Genomic DNA, 15,851 nt, shown 5'->3' with positions numbered 1-15,851 from the left:
AATGAGAATCATTATTATTATGGATAAACGTTATAAAAATCTTTGCTTTATTCGTAATAAATTGCGTATATAAAAGCTAAGAATATTAAGTGTAGAGAGTGAAATAATAATTATGGCTCATGTAGTGAAAGCTGCGTTAAAGCGCGCGTTTGCTTTTTCAAGCGTAGTCATTCTTGCATTTGCGATGCTCGTATCTGGATTAGGCTCATCAGTATTAGCATATGCTGATGTTGATGATACTCAGAATGTTTGGGTTGGTAATGATGATGTTAGGGGCGATCAGTATCTTCCTGAAGAAAAAGCAGCAATTCAATCGGGTCATGTTGACGCTTTTTATTCATTCCAAACTAGCGCAAATAGTGATCTGTTAATGGGTCTTAGCTATGGGAATGTAATTTATTCTCCTAAAAATGTGACGATGACTATTTCTGATTCGTCATTTTATACTTCAAATCTTCCTTACAAAAATGCTGGAGATATACCTTTTAATACGTCAGATGGCTATTGGCGTTTGAACGGTTCGGGAAATAAGCAGAGTAGCGAAGTATTTCCTGGCTGGGATTCATCTAATTCTCGTTTTTCTGTAGGAGCTAAAGATACTAGCGATGCCTGCGCAGATATAGTAATTGATAAAGTTGTTGGCCCTGAAGGTGGACGCGTTCTTGCTTGGACTCAAAAAACAAATGATAATAATGAAACTTTTGCGTCATCTTTAGAAGCGCATGATAAAGATGACGAAAGTGTATCTGGAAGTCGATTCGTAATGCCTGGCATTATACATCAGTCAATGGTTGGCCATGAACATGCTGATTGGGTTTTTACAAAGCCGGGAACTTATAAAATTAGCGCTTACACAATAGTAAAAAATAAGAAAACTGGCAAAACTGTTACTTCAAAGCATGCTACGTATACTTTCGAAGTAAAAGCTAATAAAACACATGCAGTTTCAAGTAAAACAGAAACTTTGCAGATGGATCCTAATCGCGTTCCTCCAACAAAAGATCCTAAATTTGTTGAAGAATCGTTGTCTGGCAGTACTCATTGCAAGGATGATGACAGCAATATTTGCATTGTTGGCGTGAGAAATACTGGTTCACATCCGCATTACCATTCGTATGAGCCGGGTGGAGAAGTTACTCTTTCTGTGTATTTGCCAAAATCAATACGCGGTAAAAAAGATACGATGCCATCTTGGACGTATATTCGAGAAGACGAAAAAGGTCCTGATTTTTCATATGATTTTAAGAGCAATCTTCCAGTAGGGGATAGAGATCCAGATCTTAAAGAAACATTTAGTATTCCAGCAGAGCCTGCATTAAATGGAATGCTTGTTAATGCAACGATAAGTGGCGGACTTGAGTTGGGATTAGGTTTTGGAGATGATAGAGATACTGTAAAAATTGTAGTAGATGATCATGGTGCTGATGGAAGGCCTGTAGTTGCTGCAATTGGTAAGATGAAGCCTCTTGAAGTTGGAGATACTTTAAAACTTAAATCTGTGCTTTATAGCCCTAGAGTATCTGTTCTTAAAGATAAAAAACAAGATCCAGATGTTCAAGTTACTTCTATAGTAAAAAGGCATGTTTGGCTTATTAAAAAAGACGGAGAAACAAAATTTAAGTACATACCTAAAGAAGAAGGTAAAACCTTAAATTTGAAAATTGATAAAAGCATGGATGGAGCTATTATCAGATCTTCACTTGTTCTCGAAAATGGCGAATTGTACAGAAATGAAGAATTCAATGATTTTACAGATTATCAAATTTTTTTGAAGAATTCTGAAAAAGAAAATAATCATGAAGATAATCATGAAAATCAACAGGAAAATCCTGATGAGCATTCTCATAATAAGAAACGCAATCGTAAAAAATATAATAAAAAGAACAATAGGAATCGTAAAAATAATAAGAGAAAGCACAAAGGCGATAATAATTTAGATGAATTAGATTATGAGGATGAAGATTTTGATAATGACTTTAATTTAAATAATCAGAATAACCGGAATAATCGGAATTCTCAAAATAATCAAAATAAGTCGAATCATTTTAGTAATAATCCTGTGCAACTTATTTCTTCGAATAATGGCAATAATTCCAATCGTTTCTTTAAAGGTTTTGGAAAAAATCTTAAAGGTAAGAAGACTCTTGCAAGCCTTGTGAATCGAAGTTATAAAAAATCGCATAAGAATAAGAAAAAGAAAGTAGTTTCTTTGGAATCTTATAAACATTCAAAGCACAAGAATAGTAAATCTCATAAGCGCTCAGGTGATGATTTTGCTGATAGTGACGAAAGTCAATCTGGTAGTAATAATTCATCTGACTCAGACGAGTATGAGTCAAGCTCGGAAGATAGTGATTCATATGGTTCTAATGGTGATACAGAAAGTCACGCAACTAAATTTATAGCTGTTGCTACTGGTACAGCTTCAGTTGGGTTGTGCACAATAACAGGATTGGGAATGTATCTTATAAGGACAAAGATGAAGGTTTTATAGGAATTGCAATCTTGGCTGTAAGCGCACTAAAAAGTTAAATTGAAGCGCCGATGACGCGTTCAAAAATGTAAAGCGCGATGTAAGAAACTAAAGAAAAGCAATTAAATAGCAAAACAAAGAATTAACAAAAATTAACAAGTTAATCAAAATAATCAAAAATTAACAAGTTGTAAAGCGTAAAGACGGTGATAATTATGAATACTAAAAAGCATTATGTTATGACATCAATCATGGCAGCTATTTCAATTCTTTTTATGATTATTTCGATGTCCGTGTTGCCATCGCCTCTTTTCCAAGAAGCTCATGCTGTTACTAGTAATCAGCCAGTTATGATGCAAGCTGGGCACGCTGATTTTGGTCCAACTCTTTCGGGTGGAAAGTGGAAAATTCAGATTCGTGACGATACAGGCGATGACCCTGTGTGGAGAGATCCTGAAAACGTAGTATTTCGTTTAGGAAATAGCTCAATTGTGCCTATGCCGGATGATTCTACTTATGCGTTTATTGGTGAAAAGCCTGGAACTAAGCTTTATGTGATCCCTCAAACGCAAAATCAAGATGTTGTTTGGCTTGGTTGGAATACTCAGGAAGGTGGAGTGTTAAACGAGCTTGATCGAGGAGCTAATCTTTCGCTTGACGGCGTTAGTGGTCCTGGTAAATTGCATGTTTATCTTGAAAACGGGAATAATAATCCTCAACAATTGTGGGATAGCACTAAAGGATATCCTCAAAATACTTGGATTGAAACTAATGCTCATACGCATGTTAATTGGGTGTTTTCTAAGCCTGGTGTGTATCATGTAAAGCTTACTTTCTCAGGAAAATTAAAGAATGGTCGTAAGGTAAGTGATACTCGTTTGCTTAATTTTGCAGTTGGTGAAAACACTAATCCGCAAGACGCTTTAGCTGCATCTAGCGCGTCTGGAAAATCTTCTTCACAAAATAACAATGAAAGTGAAGAGGATGCAGATGAGAATGAATCTGAAGATGATTCTGACGATAGAATAAATGAGCCAGATGAAGCTTATTCAAAAGATAATAAAAATAATAGTAGTAAGCGTAATCGTAAACATAAGAAAAAAGACGATACTTCTTTAGTAATTGCTCAAATGGTGACTGTTACTTTTGTTCTTTTGCTAATTATTGTAATTATTTTCCTTGTTATTGCTGTAGTTAAAACTAAAAAAGCTAAAAAGCTTGCTATTGAGCAGCGCTTGATGGCTCGTGCGAATAATTCTGGTGAAACTGTGGATTCAAGCAGTTCTGTGGATTCTTCTAGTTCTTCTGAAGTTTCTTCTGACTCTTCTATAGATGAGCAAATTCAAGAAACGTCAATATTGCCGAGATGATTGAAGGATGCTAAATCATGTTTAAAAAAGTTCTTAGTATTCTTAAAAAAGTATCTAGTGTAGTTCTTAGTGGAATTATAGTTTCTAGTTTTGCAGCATCTATTTGCGTTATTCCCGCAGCAGTTGCTGATCAGAATGATTCTGAAAATTTGCAGTCGTCTAATGAGAAAGCTTGTGTTGCTGCACAGCTTAAAAATTCTGATTTGAAGCCAAGTGCGAATAATAGTGCAAAAATTTGCAGAGTAAATAAAGGGCATACTGACGTTTTTGCAACTTATAAAGATGTCAACGGAAATCTTGTGCTTGGAACAAGAGGTGATTCTTTTCCTGGTAGTGATGCAAATGGCATTCGATATAATTCCTCGTTAGTTCGATTTGTTGTTGGCAAGAAAAGTCGCGAAAGAAAAAATAAAGTATTTTCTTTCGTAAAGCAGAATGTGAAATACGTGTATCATCTTCCTTCTCAAATGAAAGAAGGTAAATTATATGCAGGTGTTTCTACTGAAACTTTGGGGAAAAATTCGGGAATTAAAAGTGTGACTTTCAGTTTTGTTAAAGCCAATATGCCTAAAAATGGCGCAGTTTATATGGCTGGCAAAGATGATGACAAAACACTAAAACATCTTGGAACTGATGGCACTGATTTTCCAAGCGAATACAGTGTGAATGGCAATGCTCACGTGCATATGGATTGGATTTTTACAGCACCTGGAGTGTATGTTTTAACAGTTAAAGCTGTAGCTTTTACTTCTGATGGTAATACTCTTGAAGATACGCAAGATTACACGTTTGAAGTGGATCTCAAGCGCGCTAAAGAAAATTCAGAATATGATTTTGAATCTTCCGATAATCCTGATTCTGGTTCTAGTGATTCTAGTGATTCTAACGATTCTAACGCGAGCGCGAGTGAAAATAATAACGATGAGAATAATAATTCTGAGTCTGAAACCGAAGACGAAGGTTCGCAAGATGATAGCGAAGATGAACAGGGTTCTCAAGACGAGAGTGAAGACGAGAGTGAAGACGATTCAGAATCTGAAGATGAATCGATTGACGATGAAAGCGGCTATTTCAACAATAATGAAGATAGAGAAAATCGGCCTGTTAAAGCTAAATGCTTAACTTTTAAAGATATAAAGCATAAGCTTAATGCTCTTGTTATTAGTAATGGTCATGCGGATATAGCTTCTTATACTTCAAACAGTGGGCTTTCTCTTGCCGTTCAAGAAGATGTCACTGGACAGCATGTTATACGACATCCTCGTACAGTAGTTTTTTATGCTGGACAATCATCTAAAAGAAATAACGTTTGGAGATTGCCGCAAACGCAGAAAAATGGAGTTCCTTGGGTTGGATTTAACAATCAAAATCTAAGTCCTCATACTTCTACAACTATGTATTTAGCTGCTATAAAAGGTCCTGGAAGTGTGCGCGTATGGTTGCAAGGTAGTTTAGGTGAACGTCCTAGTGAAATGTTTTCTAGTAAAAGAGGTGCCAAGAAGTGGTATAAAATCCCTGCTAATACGCATATGCATGCTAATTGGGATTTTTCTAAAGCTGGTTATTATACTTTGACTTTCGCTGTTAAAGCAAATGGTTCAATTTCTAAAGAAAAATTCCATTTTGCTATTGGTGTTAATCCTAATAAAATGCCAATTTCATGTTCTGTAAAAGGTAGTCTTGAAGAAGATGAAGGTGAAGAGGAGCTTGTAAAGCCACTTATAACTAATCATGAACCTGAAAATATAGTAGACGATGTAAGACCTGTTGCTACTTTCGCTAATAGTGCTAGAAGTGGAAGGTCTTTAGGTATTTCTTCTGGAAGACGTTTAGATAAATCTTTGCGTTCATCTTCAGATAAGTCAAAAGGGTTAATGCCTACTGTTTCTTTGAGAAAATCAGATAATAAAAATGCTTATAATGCAAAGTTTGAAGATGAATCGATTGATGATGCTTCAAATAGTGGAATTATTGGTTTCGTTAAGCATAAGACTTTACTCGCTTATTCTATTTTAAGTGGCAGTGTTATTGCTCTTTGCGCAGTAGTCTATTTAGGCGTATATGTATTGCGCAAGTACAAGATTATTAGTCTTAATAGCGGCTTTATTAGTATGATCTTTGGTAATTAGTTTGGTGGTAGTGGAAGTGGCAATTAAGAAGTTGTTTTATGTGGATCTATTTAAAGCTATGATTTCTTTAAAAGCACGCGTGTTTTTTGTGATTATAGCTATGATTATGCCACTTTCAGCATGCAGTAATGTGAGTAATTATTCAAAATATGGTCATAGAGATGGTCGAATAAATGTTGTAACAACTACTGGCGTATTGAGAGATATGGTTGCAAATGTTGCCGGAGATGCTGCAAATGTAAGTTCTATAGTTCCAGATAATGCAGATCCGCACTCGTATGAGCCTCGCTTGCGTTCTATACGAGATGTTGTTTATGCGGATGTTGCTTTTAGTAATTACATGATGCTTGAGGAACATGGCGTGATTACTGCTTTAGATGCGAATTTGCGTAAAGGTGTGCCTAATGTGCAGCTTGCAGAAGAAAGCGTTAAGCATGCTGCAGATATTATTCCTATGGTAGAAGATGTGTCGTTGGATACTATTTGGCTAGGTCTTGCTACGGAGCGTATGGCTGTTCAAAGTTCTGATGTATTGCAAAGTTCTAATGTATTGCAAAGTTCTAAAGTTTCGGATAATAACAGTGGTGCTGGCTCAAGTGGAAATAGCTCAAGTGTATCTAGCTCAAGCGGATCAGTAAAGCAGCTTAAAAGTTTGAATAAGAGTGAAAAGTCTTCTCAATCTTCTGGGTCTTCTCAGTCTTCTCAATCAAATGCGCCTTCTACTGTAACAAAACAGGGTCGTGCAACTGTGCTGAAACCAAATGCATATACTATGAGAAGATCGGATAGAATCCGTTTAACAGCTACTAAAGTAAAAGGTCCTGGATCACTTTTTGCTTATCTTACTGGAACTTTTGGTAGCGTTGAAACTTACATTAACTCAGCAAATGGAATTAACGATGAGGATCATGTGGATTTGCCTGCAGATGCTCACACGCATTTAAGTTGGGCTTTTAGTAAGCCTGGTGAGTATTTGCTCGATTTTCATGCAGACATGTTGAATGCTCAAAATGAGAGAGTTGCTAGTTTAGGAAATACCACTATGCGATTTGCTGTTGGTATTAACGCTCAAAAATTGGCGAAAACACGCTCAGCTCGAGTAGTTTTGAATAAAGGTCATGCTGATTTAGCTTATGATTTAGCAAAACGTGGGTTTCTTTACAGAGTTGATACTTTGCAAGAGAAGCGGTCTGCTGCACCTAAGCGTGTTTATTATGAACCTAAAGATGTAGTTGTGGAAGTTCCAACTAATGCACTTAAAGAAATTCCAGCAGAACAAGGTTATAGATTCCTTGGAAGCGCAAGACAGAAAATTTATCAACTTCCGCAAGCAGTTTTAGGTAAACATGTTCATGGAGATATTGATCCACATTTGTGGCAATCAGTAAAAAACGGTATTGCATATGTGCGAACGATTGCTGACAGATTGTGCGAAGTAGATCCTAAAAATGCAAATAAATATCGTGCTAATGCAGATCGCTATATTAACAGGCTTCTTGATGTTGATGCCTATATGCGTAAAAAAGTTGCGTCAATACCTAAAGAACGCCGCAACTTAGTCACAACTCACGATGCTTTTGCTTACTTAGGTAAGGCTTATGGTGTAAATATTGCTGGATTTGTAACAATAAATCCTTCTAGCGAGCCGAGTGTGCAAGATAGGCGTAGGCTTTCGCAAATTTTACGCGATTTACAAATTCCTGCAGTATTTCTAGAGCCCAATCTTATATCTCGCTCATCTGTGTTAAAAGAATTAGCTTCTGAAGCGCGAGTTAAAGTATGCCCAATTTATGGCGATGCTTTTGATTCGCATGTTCGAAGTTATGAAGATATGATGCGTGCGAATGCAGATTCTTTAGCAAATTGTTTGAAGTGAATTTAATTACTAATTTTTGAAATGATAGGGAAGTTTATGAAAAATAGTGAAAACATTGTGATTAGCGCGCAAAATCTAAGCGTATCTTATGCAAGTAGAGAAGTTGTAAAAGACGTTTCGTTTAATATTAAAAGCGGTGAATTCGTGGGATTGCTTGGTGCGAATGGTGCTGGTAAAACTACGCTTTTTCGCGCGATTATGGGATTGATTCCTCATGCAGGTAATCTTGAAGTTCGTTCGCATGAACTTAGTAATGATGATAATTTTATCAAACGAAATATTAAGCGAGTATCAAATATTGGATATGTTCCTCAACGTCACGATATTGCGTGGGATTTTCCTCTTTCGGCTTTTGATGTAGTAATGATGGGACGAATTAGGCATATTGGATACGCTCGAAGAGCTAGAAAAGAAGATTATATTGCAGCTCTTAATGCATTAGATCGTACGGGAATGGCAGATTTTCGAGATCGTACTATTGGAGAACTTTCTGGAGGTCAGCGTCAGCGTGTTCTAGTTGCTAGAGCTTTAGCATCACAACCGCGTTTGTTATTGCTTGATGAGCCTTTTACTGGTCTTGATATGCCAACTCAAGAATTACTTACAAAGTTGTTTTCAGATTTATGCGCTTGTGGCGAGTCGATTTTGATGAGTTCACACGACATTATTGGTTCTATGAATTCTTGCTCAAGAATCATACTTTTTGACGGAAGTATTGTGGGAGATGGAGTTGCGAAATCATTAAGTGTAGATCAGTGGGTTAAAACATTTCATGTGTCTAAAGATAATCCGCTTATTCAAGCAGTACAGCGCGTTAAAAGCCAAGAAAATACTAGTGAGATGTGTGATGGTAGTTGCGTGCACGAAAATAGTAAGACTTTTAATGGATTGGAGAAGTAAATGCTTACGCCTATTGAATTTATTCAAGATTTAACGAATCCAGACTTATGGTTTTTACTAAAAGCACTTATAGTAGCTTGCCTTTCAAGCGTAATTTGCGGTGCTGTTGGATGTTATGTAGTTCTTCGCGGAATGGCTTTTATTGGAGATGCTGTAGCGCATTCTGTTTTTCCTGGTCTTGCAATAGCCTTCGTTTTGCAAGGTAATTTGCTTTTAGGCGGTGCAATTGCAGGAGTTGCAACAGCGTTAATAGTGTCAATCTTCAGTCAAAATCGTCGGTTGCGCGAGGACTCTTTTATTGGCGTATTCTTTGTTTCAGCATTTGCTCTCGGAATTGTGATTATTTCTAAAGCATCTGGATACGCTGGATCTTTGGAATCATTCTTATTTGGCTCTATAACTGGTATTCCAGATTCAGATATTGTGGTCGTTTTTATTACAGGTTTGATAATTCTTACATTGCTGTTTATATTCCATAAAGAACTTGTATGCGTGTCAATGGATCGCGAAACTTCGCGAGCAATGGGTTTGCCTGTTTCTATGCTCGATGGGATGCTTTATGTGATCGTTGCAGTTGCTGTTGTTGTTTCTGTGCAAATAATAGGTAATGTTCTTGTGCTTGCTCTTCTTATTACTCCTGCAGCAACAGCTCGTCTTCTCACAGATAGATTGTCTATAATGATGATTCTTGCTCCTGTAATCGGTTGTGTTTCATCTATTCTAGGAATGTATATTTCGTGGAGTTTTGATACTGCTACTGGTGGAACGATTGTGCTTGTTGCAACAGTCTTCTTTGTGCTCGCCTGGATTGCGTCACCTAAACACGGTCTAATTTCAAAAGTTTTTTCTAACAGAATACGAAATAAATAAGTCGAAATTTTAGTTTGTTTACTACGCTATTAAATGAGTTTATTTTACTACGCTATTAAATGAGCGCATGTTTATGTAATAAAAGTAAAATACATAATAAGAAATTTTATTATATTTTTATTGTATTTCGTAAATATGCTTTTAATTCATAGTGTCATAGTGTCATAGTGTCATAGTGTCATAGCTCATAGTGTCATAGTGTGTTTATAGCATGCTGCACAATAGTTGTATGGTATCAAAAGGAAAACCTTCACCGAGAAGTGCAGTTAAGCCACTCAGTGATGAGCAGGTAGAGTATCTTTCGAAAAAGCATAATTTAGTTGATCCAACTTACTATTATCCAACTGGCGAGCGCAAAGTAGCATACGCAGAAATAAACGCTCAAAATCCAAAAGCAACTGAACGATTACTTGAAGGAACATCTCGCGTACTTCGTTCTAGATGCAAAGTAAAAGCGTGGGGGTTAGAGAACGTACCAGAAGATGGCGTATTTATAACTGCTTGCACGCACGTTACTATGTTTGACGTTTTTATACCAATGACAGCGCTATTCCACCAAGGACGCAGACCTCGATATATGGCTAAAGCGGAGCTTGCGAGTTGGCCGATCTTAGGCAAATGGTTTCAACTTGTTGGCATGCAACCTGTGCCAAGAAGAAGCGGAAAAGCGCGCGAAATTGAAGAAGAATCAATCAAAATTCTAACGAATGGAAGACCTTTAAGTATTTGGCCAGAAGGCACTTTAACAAGAGATCCTCAAAAATGGCCAATGAGCATGAAGCCGGGAATTGGTATTATTGCTCTTGAAGCATCTAGAAGGCTTGGACATCAAATTCCTCTATTTTGTGCTGTAGTTTGGGGAGCTGCAAGTATAAACCATTGGTGGCCTTGGCCTAAGAAAAACGTTGTAATGTGTTATGATACTCAGCTTGATTATTCTGATCTTCTTAACGATATGGATAATTGGGGTCAAATGCCTCCAATGGATGCAGCTGAAGAGCTTGCAAGACGCGTGCGAGTGCGTATGACGCAAATTATGGAAGAGATTCGCGGAGAAAAAGCGCCAGCTGGATACTTTGATTACAAGCTTATGAAAAGAGTTGAAGAAGATTAGTTTCTCGTTTTAATTCGTGATTCGCGTTTTTATGCATGGTTATTGTGAATTTTGATGCGTGCTTTTGTATGAAGCTTAATGCGCGTTTTAGTTCGTGTTTTAATGCGTAAAGTGTCGTGTGTAGAATTATGAAATAGTGCGTTAAAAAGCCAAGAATACAAATATTTGCCGAAGATTTACAACCGAAAGGTGAGGCGTAAATAATGAACGTTACGGTGTTGGGTGCTGGTGCATGGGGTACTGCGTTTGGACAAGTACTTGCAGACGCAGGTAATCGTGTAACGATGTGGGCAATAGAGCCAGAAATCGTTGAAGGTATTCGTGATCATCATCATAACGCGGTGCGCTTGCCAAGCGTTGAAAAGTTGCCAGAAAATATGACTGCAACTGGGGATCGTGTTGAGGCAGTTAAAAATGCAGATATTGTAGTAGTTGCAATTGCAGCACAGTTTGCGAGAGTAGCGTTGGTTGATTTTGCAGGCAAGATTCCACAAAATGCGATCGTTGTTTCTCTTATGAAAGGAATTGAGCGCACAACCGGAAAACGTATGGATGAAGTTGTGTGCGAAGCGTTGAATTTGCCGCGTAATCGTTTTGCTGCACTTTCTGGTCCAAACTTGAGTAAGGAAGTAGCATCTCGTCATCCTGCTGCAGCAGTAGTTGCGTGTGAAGAAAAGTCGCAAGCGCAAATAGTTGCAAAGGCTTGTTCAAATGATTACTTCAAAGCGTTTGTGTCAACAGATGTAATCGGCGTAGAAATGTGCGGATCACTTAAAAACGTTGTTGCGCTCGCAGTTGGTATGGCTCGCGGTGCAGGTTACGGCGAAAATACGGCTGCTATGATTGAAACGCGCGGTCTTGCAGAGTTGACGGCATTGGGCGTTGCGGAAGGCGCAGATTCTCGCACTTTTGCAGGACTTGCAGGCTTTGGTGATTTAGTTGCAACTTGTGGTTCTCCTCTAAGTCGCAACTACACTTTTGGATCAAATCTTGGTAAAGGAATGAGCGTTGAAGAGGCAACTGCTGTTAGTAATGGCGTTGCGGAAGGCGTGCCAACTACAAGCGCAGTTGTGGCAATGGGTAAGCGTTTGGGCGTTGCAACTCCACTCGCAAGTGCAATGGCTCGCGTGCTGGAAGAAGGAATCTCTTGCCAAGAAATGCTTTCAATGCTTTTTGATGACGATGTTTGCGAAGAGTAGTGTACTTTTAGAAAAATTAACTCACTAATCTTAAATAAAAAGAGTGGCTTAATAAACTTAAATAATATATGCTTAAAACAATTTGGACTAAATAATTTATAGTTGAAAAGTTAAGCTTAAATAATTTAAAAAGTCTGATTTTCAAAGGAAAAAAATGGCGAAAAAGCGTGTAATGTTTTTGTACGGCGGTAAAGCAGACGAGCATTCGATCTCATGTATATCAGCTGCTGGCGTGTTAAGTGCAGTTGATGAAAGTCGATTCGAGATTGTCCGTGTTGCTATAACAAAACAAGGTGAGTGGATTGTAGGCGGTCAAGATCCTCGCAACTTCCGCATGGAAGAAGGAGAGCTCCCTCTGATTACAAAAACTGATAGCACGCGTGATGTTGTGCTTGACCCTGCAAAAGGTGCAGACGGATTTTTAGTGCGCGAGGCGGACGGCACGTTGACAAGTTTAGGTCATATTGATGTTGTTTTCCCTGTGCTTCATGGTCCTAATGGCGAAGATGGTACTTTGCAGGGTTTGCTTGAGATGATGCGAGTTCCATACGTTGGTTGTGGAGTTTTAGCTTCTGCTTCTTGCATGGATAAGTACTATGCAAAGCAGCTTTTTAAGGCTGCTGGAATTGATGTAGCTCCAGGTATTGCACTGGATACGCGAAAATTTGTAAATGACGCAGAAAATCATTTTGAGAATTATGCTCAAGAAATAATATCTCAAGTTAATGTAGCAAAGCTTGAATATCCTCTTTTTGTAAAGCCAAGTCGTGCAGGCTCAAGTTTTGGTGTAACAAAAGTCGAATCCATTGATGATGCTAATGCATTAGCTGATGCTGTTTATGAAGCATCTAAGCATGATTGGCGAGTATTGGTGGAACAAGGAATTGATGCGCGAGAAATTGAGTGTGCTGTTCTTGCAGCGCGCGATGGCGAAGAGCCAAAAGCAAGTTTGCCTGGAGAAGTTGTTTTAGATAAACGCGAGTCTGGCGAAGATCAGTTCTATGATTTTGACAGCAAATACATGGATTCTGCAGCTTCGCACGTGGAAGTTCCGGCGAATTTGCCTGCTGAAACGCTGGAGCGTGTTCGCAAAACTGCACTTGCAGCATTCAAAGCAGCAGACGGTCGCGGGCTAAGTCGCGTGGATTCTTTCGTAACTAAAGACGGGCGCGTAATCCTTAACGAAATCAACACGATGCCTGGATTTACGCCAATCTCCATGTATCCAAAAGCTTGGGAAGCAACTGGAATAAGCTACAGTAATTTGATTACGAAACTTATCGAAGGTGTGATTGAATAATAGTTAATCAATCTCAATGTAATTACTTAAATATATGCAAAATAACAGTAAAAGGAACATGTATGCAAGATATGCAAGAAATGCAAGATATGCAAAGAAGTGACGTGTATTTGACGGCGCGCAAACGTCAAGGGATGCTTGGTGTATCGTTATGCTTATTCCTCATAGTTTGGATTTCGGTTGCATATGCGTTAGGCATGCTTTGTTCTCGCGTAATTCCTAAAGGATTAATAAGTAATTCGCTTGAAACGATAATTGTTTCAGACGTTGCTCAATATCTAGTTGCTCTTCCAGTAGCTTTGCTTATTATGCGTAAAATTCCTAAAGTTACAACTTATAAATTCTCTATGAGTTTTACGCAATTTTGCGGATTTTTTGCTGTGAGTATCCCAATTATGTACATTGGGAATTTTGCTGGTATAGCTTTTGCAGAACTTTTAAGTGGTGGAAAAGCAGAAAATCATGTTTCAGATACAATAGCTTCTGGTGATATCCTAGAAACTTTTGTGTTTGTTGTTGTTCTTGCACCAATAGTAGAAGAATGGCTTTTTAGAAAGCAAATATTAGATCGTTTAAGAGTTTATGGAGAAAAAAGAGCTATAGTATTTTCTGCTCTCGCATTCGCTTTATTCCATATGAACGTATTCCAGTTCTTCTATGCTTTTGGACTTGGCTTAGTTTTCGGATACATGTATGTTCGCACTTCTAAGTTGCAATACAATATATTTCTTCACATGATTGTGAATCTGCAAGGTAGCGTAATTGCAATGTGGTTGCAAAAACAGCTGGTTGATAAAAATGGCAATATGATTGACATAAATCAAATGAAAGAAAGTGAATTGTCGCAATTGCCACCAGGTTTAATTTTGGCTGGTATGTATAGCATGTTTATGATTGCAATGTTGGTTATTGGCGTAATTTTGCTAATTCGCAGACGTAAATATCTTGTATTTTTTGACGCTCCTTTGGAGATGCCTAAGAAGATTGGTAGAAAATCCCTTTATGGAACAGTTGGAGTAATTTCGTTTTTGACTGTTTCTATAATTTTTAATTTGTTAATGCTGTTTTCATAGGGATTTTGCTTTTAGAGAATAATTTGTTAATTTGCATGATTAGAGAACAGTCAGTTAATTAGGATAATTAGAAAATGACTTGTTAATTGGCAAATAATTCTGTATATAACATAGGATTAGCATTTAGCAAAGGATTAAAACTCGCAAAGGATTAAAACTCGCAAAAATAAACTACTATTGGAGAGAGATATGCTAAGCAATAAGTCATCTAATAAAACTATTCGCGTTGCATTATTAGGCGCTGGGACTGTTGGTTCACAAACAGCAAGAATGATTGTTGAAAATAGTGATGAGCTTACTGCGAGAACCGGAGCTGTGATTGAACTGGCAGGAGTAGCATGTTTACATCTGGAAGATGTTGATGTTCCTTGGATTAAGCGAGATTTGCTAACTACAGATACAGCAGCATTGTGTGTAAAAGACGATGTTGACGTTGTGCTTGAGCTTATTGGCGGACTTGAACCTGCTCATACTTTTGTAAAAAGTGCTCTTGAACACGGAAAATCTGTTGTGACTGCTAATAAAGCTATGTTGGCTGCTTTTGGACCTGAATTATATGAATGCGCTGCATCTCATGGCGTTGATTTGTATTTTGAGGCAGCAGTTGCTGGAGCTATCCCTATTGTTCGTCCTTTACGAGAATCTCTTATGGGGGATCGTATTTCGAAAATCTTTGGAATTGTAAACGGTACTACAAACTATATTCTTGATGAAATGACTGTAAAAGGTCTTGATTTTGAAACAGCTTTACGTGACGCTCAAGAAAAAGGTTATGCTGAGGCAGATCCTACAGGAGATATTGAAGGATTAGACGCTGCAAATAAGGCTGCTATTTTAGCTACTTTAGCTTTTCAAACTCCCGTTAGCATTGATAACGTTGAAGTTGAGGGAATTAGTTCTATTACCTATAACGACATAAAAGCTGCTAAGTTTGAAAATCGTGTTATTAAACTTCTTGCAGCTGTTGAGCGTTGCAATAATGCTGTAAGCGCCAAAGTGTATCCGGCTTTGGTTAGTTTAGAACATCCTCTTGCGTCTGTTCATGGAAGTTTTAATGCTGTATTTGTAAAAGCAGATGGTGCAGATGATTTGATGTTTTATGGTCGTGGTGCTGGTGGATCTCCAACTGCTTCTGCTGTTTTAGGAGATTTAGTGTGTGCTGTTACGAATATTGTTCGAAGGTGCTCTGGTGCTCCTGTTGCTTTATATAATTCGTATATTCCGTCAACAGATGCGCAAAATCGTGCGAATTTTGTTATTCGTTGCAATATGGAAGATACTTCATTGGCGCTTTGCGATGAAGTTATGGATGTGTTTAGAAAGTATAGAGTCGTTTCTGAGCGTTTGGCTTCTTCGTGTGAAGCACAATATGACGGTGAAAAAGATTGCCCTCAATGCGGAATCGGCGGTCCTGGCGATTTAAGAATTCTTGTAAAAGATTGTTCTGAAGCTGATTTACATTCAATTGTTTTTGATTTGCAAAAGTTAGATGTTGTTTGTTCAAAGCCTTTTGTTTTACGAGTAATTGAGTAACGCTAGAGTAGTTG

General features: G+C 37.9%; 11 protein-coding genes. All 11 read left to right on the top strand.

From position 1 onward, the window contains the following. The first annotated feature begins 112 nt into the window (after window positions 1-112). The 11 genes from Q0X59_RS02345 to Q0X59_RS02295 all read left to right on the top strand — a co-directional run bounded on the left by Q0X59_RS02345 (window position 113) and on the right by Q0X59_RS02295 (window position 15,837). Window positions 113-2,494, top strand: coding sequence for a choice-of-anchor M domain-containing protein (locus tag Q0X59_RS02345; protein WP_297642884.1), 2,382 nt, complete (start codon window positions 113-115; stop codon window positions 2,492-2,494). A gap of 194 nt (window positions 2,495-2,688) precedes the next feature. Continuing rightward, entirely contained in the window at window positions 2,689-3,843 is a 1,155-nt protein-coding gene (locus Q0X59_RS02340) for a choice-of-anchor M domain-containing protein (RefSeq protein WP_297642882.1), read from the top strand. A gap of 17 nt (window positions 3,844-3,860) precedes the next feature. Beyond that, window positions 3,861-5,972: a choice-of-anchor M domain-containing protein gene (locus tag Q0X59_RS02335; RefSeq protein ID WP_297642880.1), complete on the top strand. Its 2,112-nt coding sequence runs from the start codon at window positions 3,861-3,863 to the stop codon at window positions 5,970-5,972. 106 nt (window positions 5,973-6,078) lie between these two features. Beyond that, on the top strand, window positions 6,079-7,848 hold the full coding sequence (locus Q0X59_RS02330; RefSeq protein ID WP_297642927.1) for an anchored repeat ABC transporter, substrate-binding protein: 1,770 nt from the start codon (window positions 6,079-6,081) through the stop codon (window positions 7,846-7,848). A 36-nt stretch (window positions 7,849-7,884) separates the two neighbouring features. Further along, window positions 7,885-8,748, top strand: coding sequence for an anchored repeat-type ABC transporter ATP-binding subunit (locus Q0X59_RS02325; RefSeq protein WP_230955929.1), 864 nt, complete (start codon window positions 7,885-7,887; stop codon window positions 8,746-8,748). Further along, window positions 8,749-9,618, top strand: coding sequence for an anchored repeat-type ABC transporter permease subunit (locus Q0X59_RS02320; protein WP_075523820.1), 870 nt, complete (start codon window positions 8,749-8,751; stop codon window positions 9,616-9,618). It begins immediately after the preceding gene. 229 nt (window positions 9,619-9,847) lie between these two features. Next, window positions 9,848-10,732 (top strand): lysophospholipid acyltransferase family protein, encoded by an 885-nt coding sequence (locus Q0X59_RS02315; RefSeq protein WP_075523819.1) that lies wholly within the window; start codon window positions 9,848-9,850, stop codon window positions 10,730-10,732. Window positions 10,733-10,935: 203 nt separating this feature from the next. After that, window positions 10,936-11,931: an NAD(P)H-dependent glycerol-3-phosphate dehydrogenase gene (locus Q0X59_RS02310; protein ID WP_075523818.1), complete on the top strand. Its 996-nt coding sequence runs from the start codon at window positions 10,936-10,938 to the stop codon at window positions 11,929-11,931. Window positions 11,932-12,085: 154 nt separating this feature from the next. Beyond that, the gene (locus tag Q0X59_RS02305; protein ID WP_075523817.1) at window positions 12,086-13,231 is read left to right on the top strand and encodes a D-alanine--D-alanine ligase family protein; all 1,146 of its coding nucleotides are present in this window, start codon (window positions 12,086-12,088) and stop codon (window positions 13,229-13,231) included. Window positions 13,232-13,302: 71 nt separating this feature from the next. Beyond that, entirely contained in the window at window positions 13,303-14,304 is a 1,002-nt protein-coding gene (locus tag Q0X59_RS02300; protein ID WP_082266313.1) for a type II CAAX endopeptidase family protein, read from the top strand. A gap of 189 nt (window positions 14,305-14,493) precedes the next feature. Further along, window positions 14,494-15,837, top strand: a complete 1,344-nt coding sequence (locus tag Q0X59_RS02295) for a homoserine dehydrogenase (RefSeq protein ID WP_297642876.1) — start codon at window positions 14,494-14,496, stop codon at window positions 15,835-15,837. Window positions 15,838-15,851: the final 14 nt, after the last annotated feature.

The sequence above is a fragment of the uncultured Gardnerella sp. genome (assembly GCF_947280595.1).
GTDB classification, from domain to species: domain Bacteria; phylum Actinomycetota; class Actinomycetes; order Actinomycetales; family Bifidobacteriaceae; genus Bifidobacterium; species Bifidobacterium vaginale_A.
The sequence above is the reverse complement of the archived record's forward strand: the minus strand, read 5'-3'. Positions and strand labels throughout refer to the sequence as shown.

Coding starts and splice junctions, on each gene's coding strand:
- Q0X59_RS02345 (WP_297642884.1), top strand. CDS start 113: ATGGCTCATGTAGTGAAAGCTGCGTTAAAGCGCGCGTTTGCTTTTTCA.
- Q0X59_RS02325 (WP_230955929.1), top strand. CDS start 7,885: ATGAAAAATAGTGAAAACATTGTGATTAGCGCGCAAAATCTAAGCGTA.
- Q0X59_RS02310 (WP_075523818.1), top strand. CDS start 10,936: ATGAACGTTACGGTGTTGGGTGCTGGTGCATGGGGTACTGCGTTTGGA.
- Q0X59_RS02335 (WP_297642880.1), top strand. CDS start 3,861: ATGTTTAAAAAAGTTCTTAGTATTCTTAAAAAAGTATCTAGTGTAGTT.
- Q0X59_RS02340 (WP_297642882.1), top strand. CDS start 2,689: ATGAATACTAAAAAGCATTATGTTATGACATCAATCATGGCAGCTATT.
- Q0X59_RS02320 (WP_075523820.1), top strand. CDS start 8,749: ATGCTTACGCCTATTGAATTTATTCAAGATTTAACGAATCCAGACTTA.
- Q0X59_RS02295 (WP_297642876.1), top strand. CDS start 14,494: ATGCTAAGCAATAAGTCATCTAATAAAACTATTCGCGTTGCATTATTA.
- Q0X59_RS02305 (WP_075523817.1), top strand. CDS start 12,086: ATGGCGAAAAAGCGTGTAATGTTTTTGTACGGCGGTAAAGCAGACGAG.
- Q0X59_RS02315 (WP_075523819.1), top strand. CDS start 9,848: ATGGTATCAAAAGGAAAACCTTCACCGAGAAGTGCAGTTAAGCCACTC.
- Q0X59_RS02330 (WP_297642927.1), top strand. CDS start 6,079: ATGCCACTTTCAGCATGCAGTAATGTGAGTAATTATTCAAAATATGGT.
- Q0X59_RS02300 (WP_082266313.1), top strand. CDS start 13,303: ATGCAAGAAATGCAAGATATGCAAAGAAGTGACGTGTATTTGACGGCG.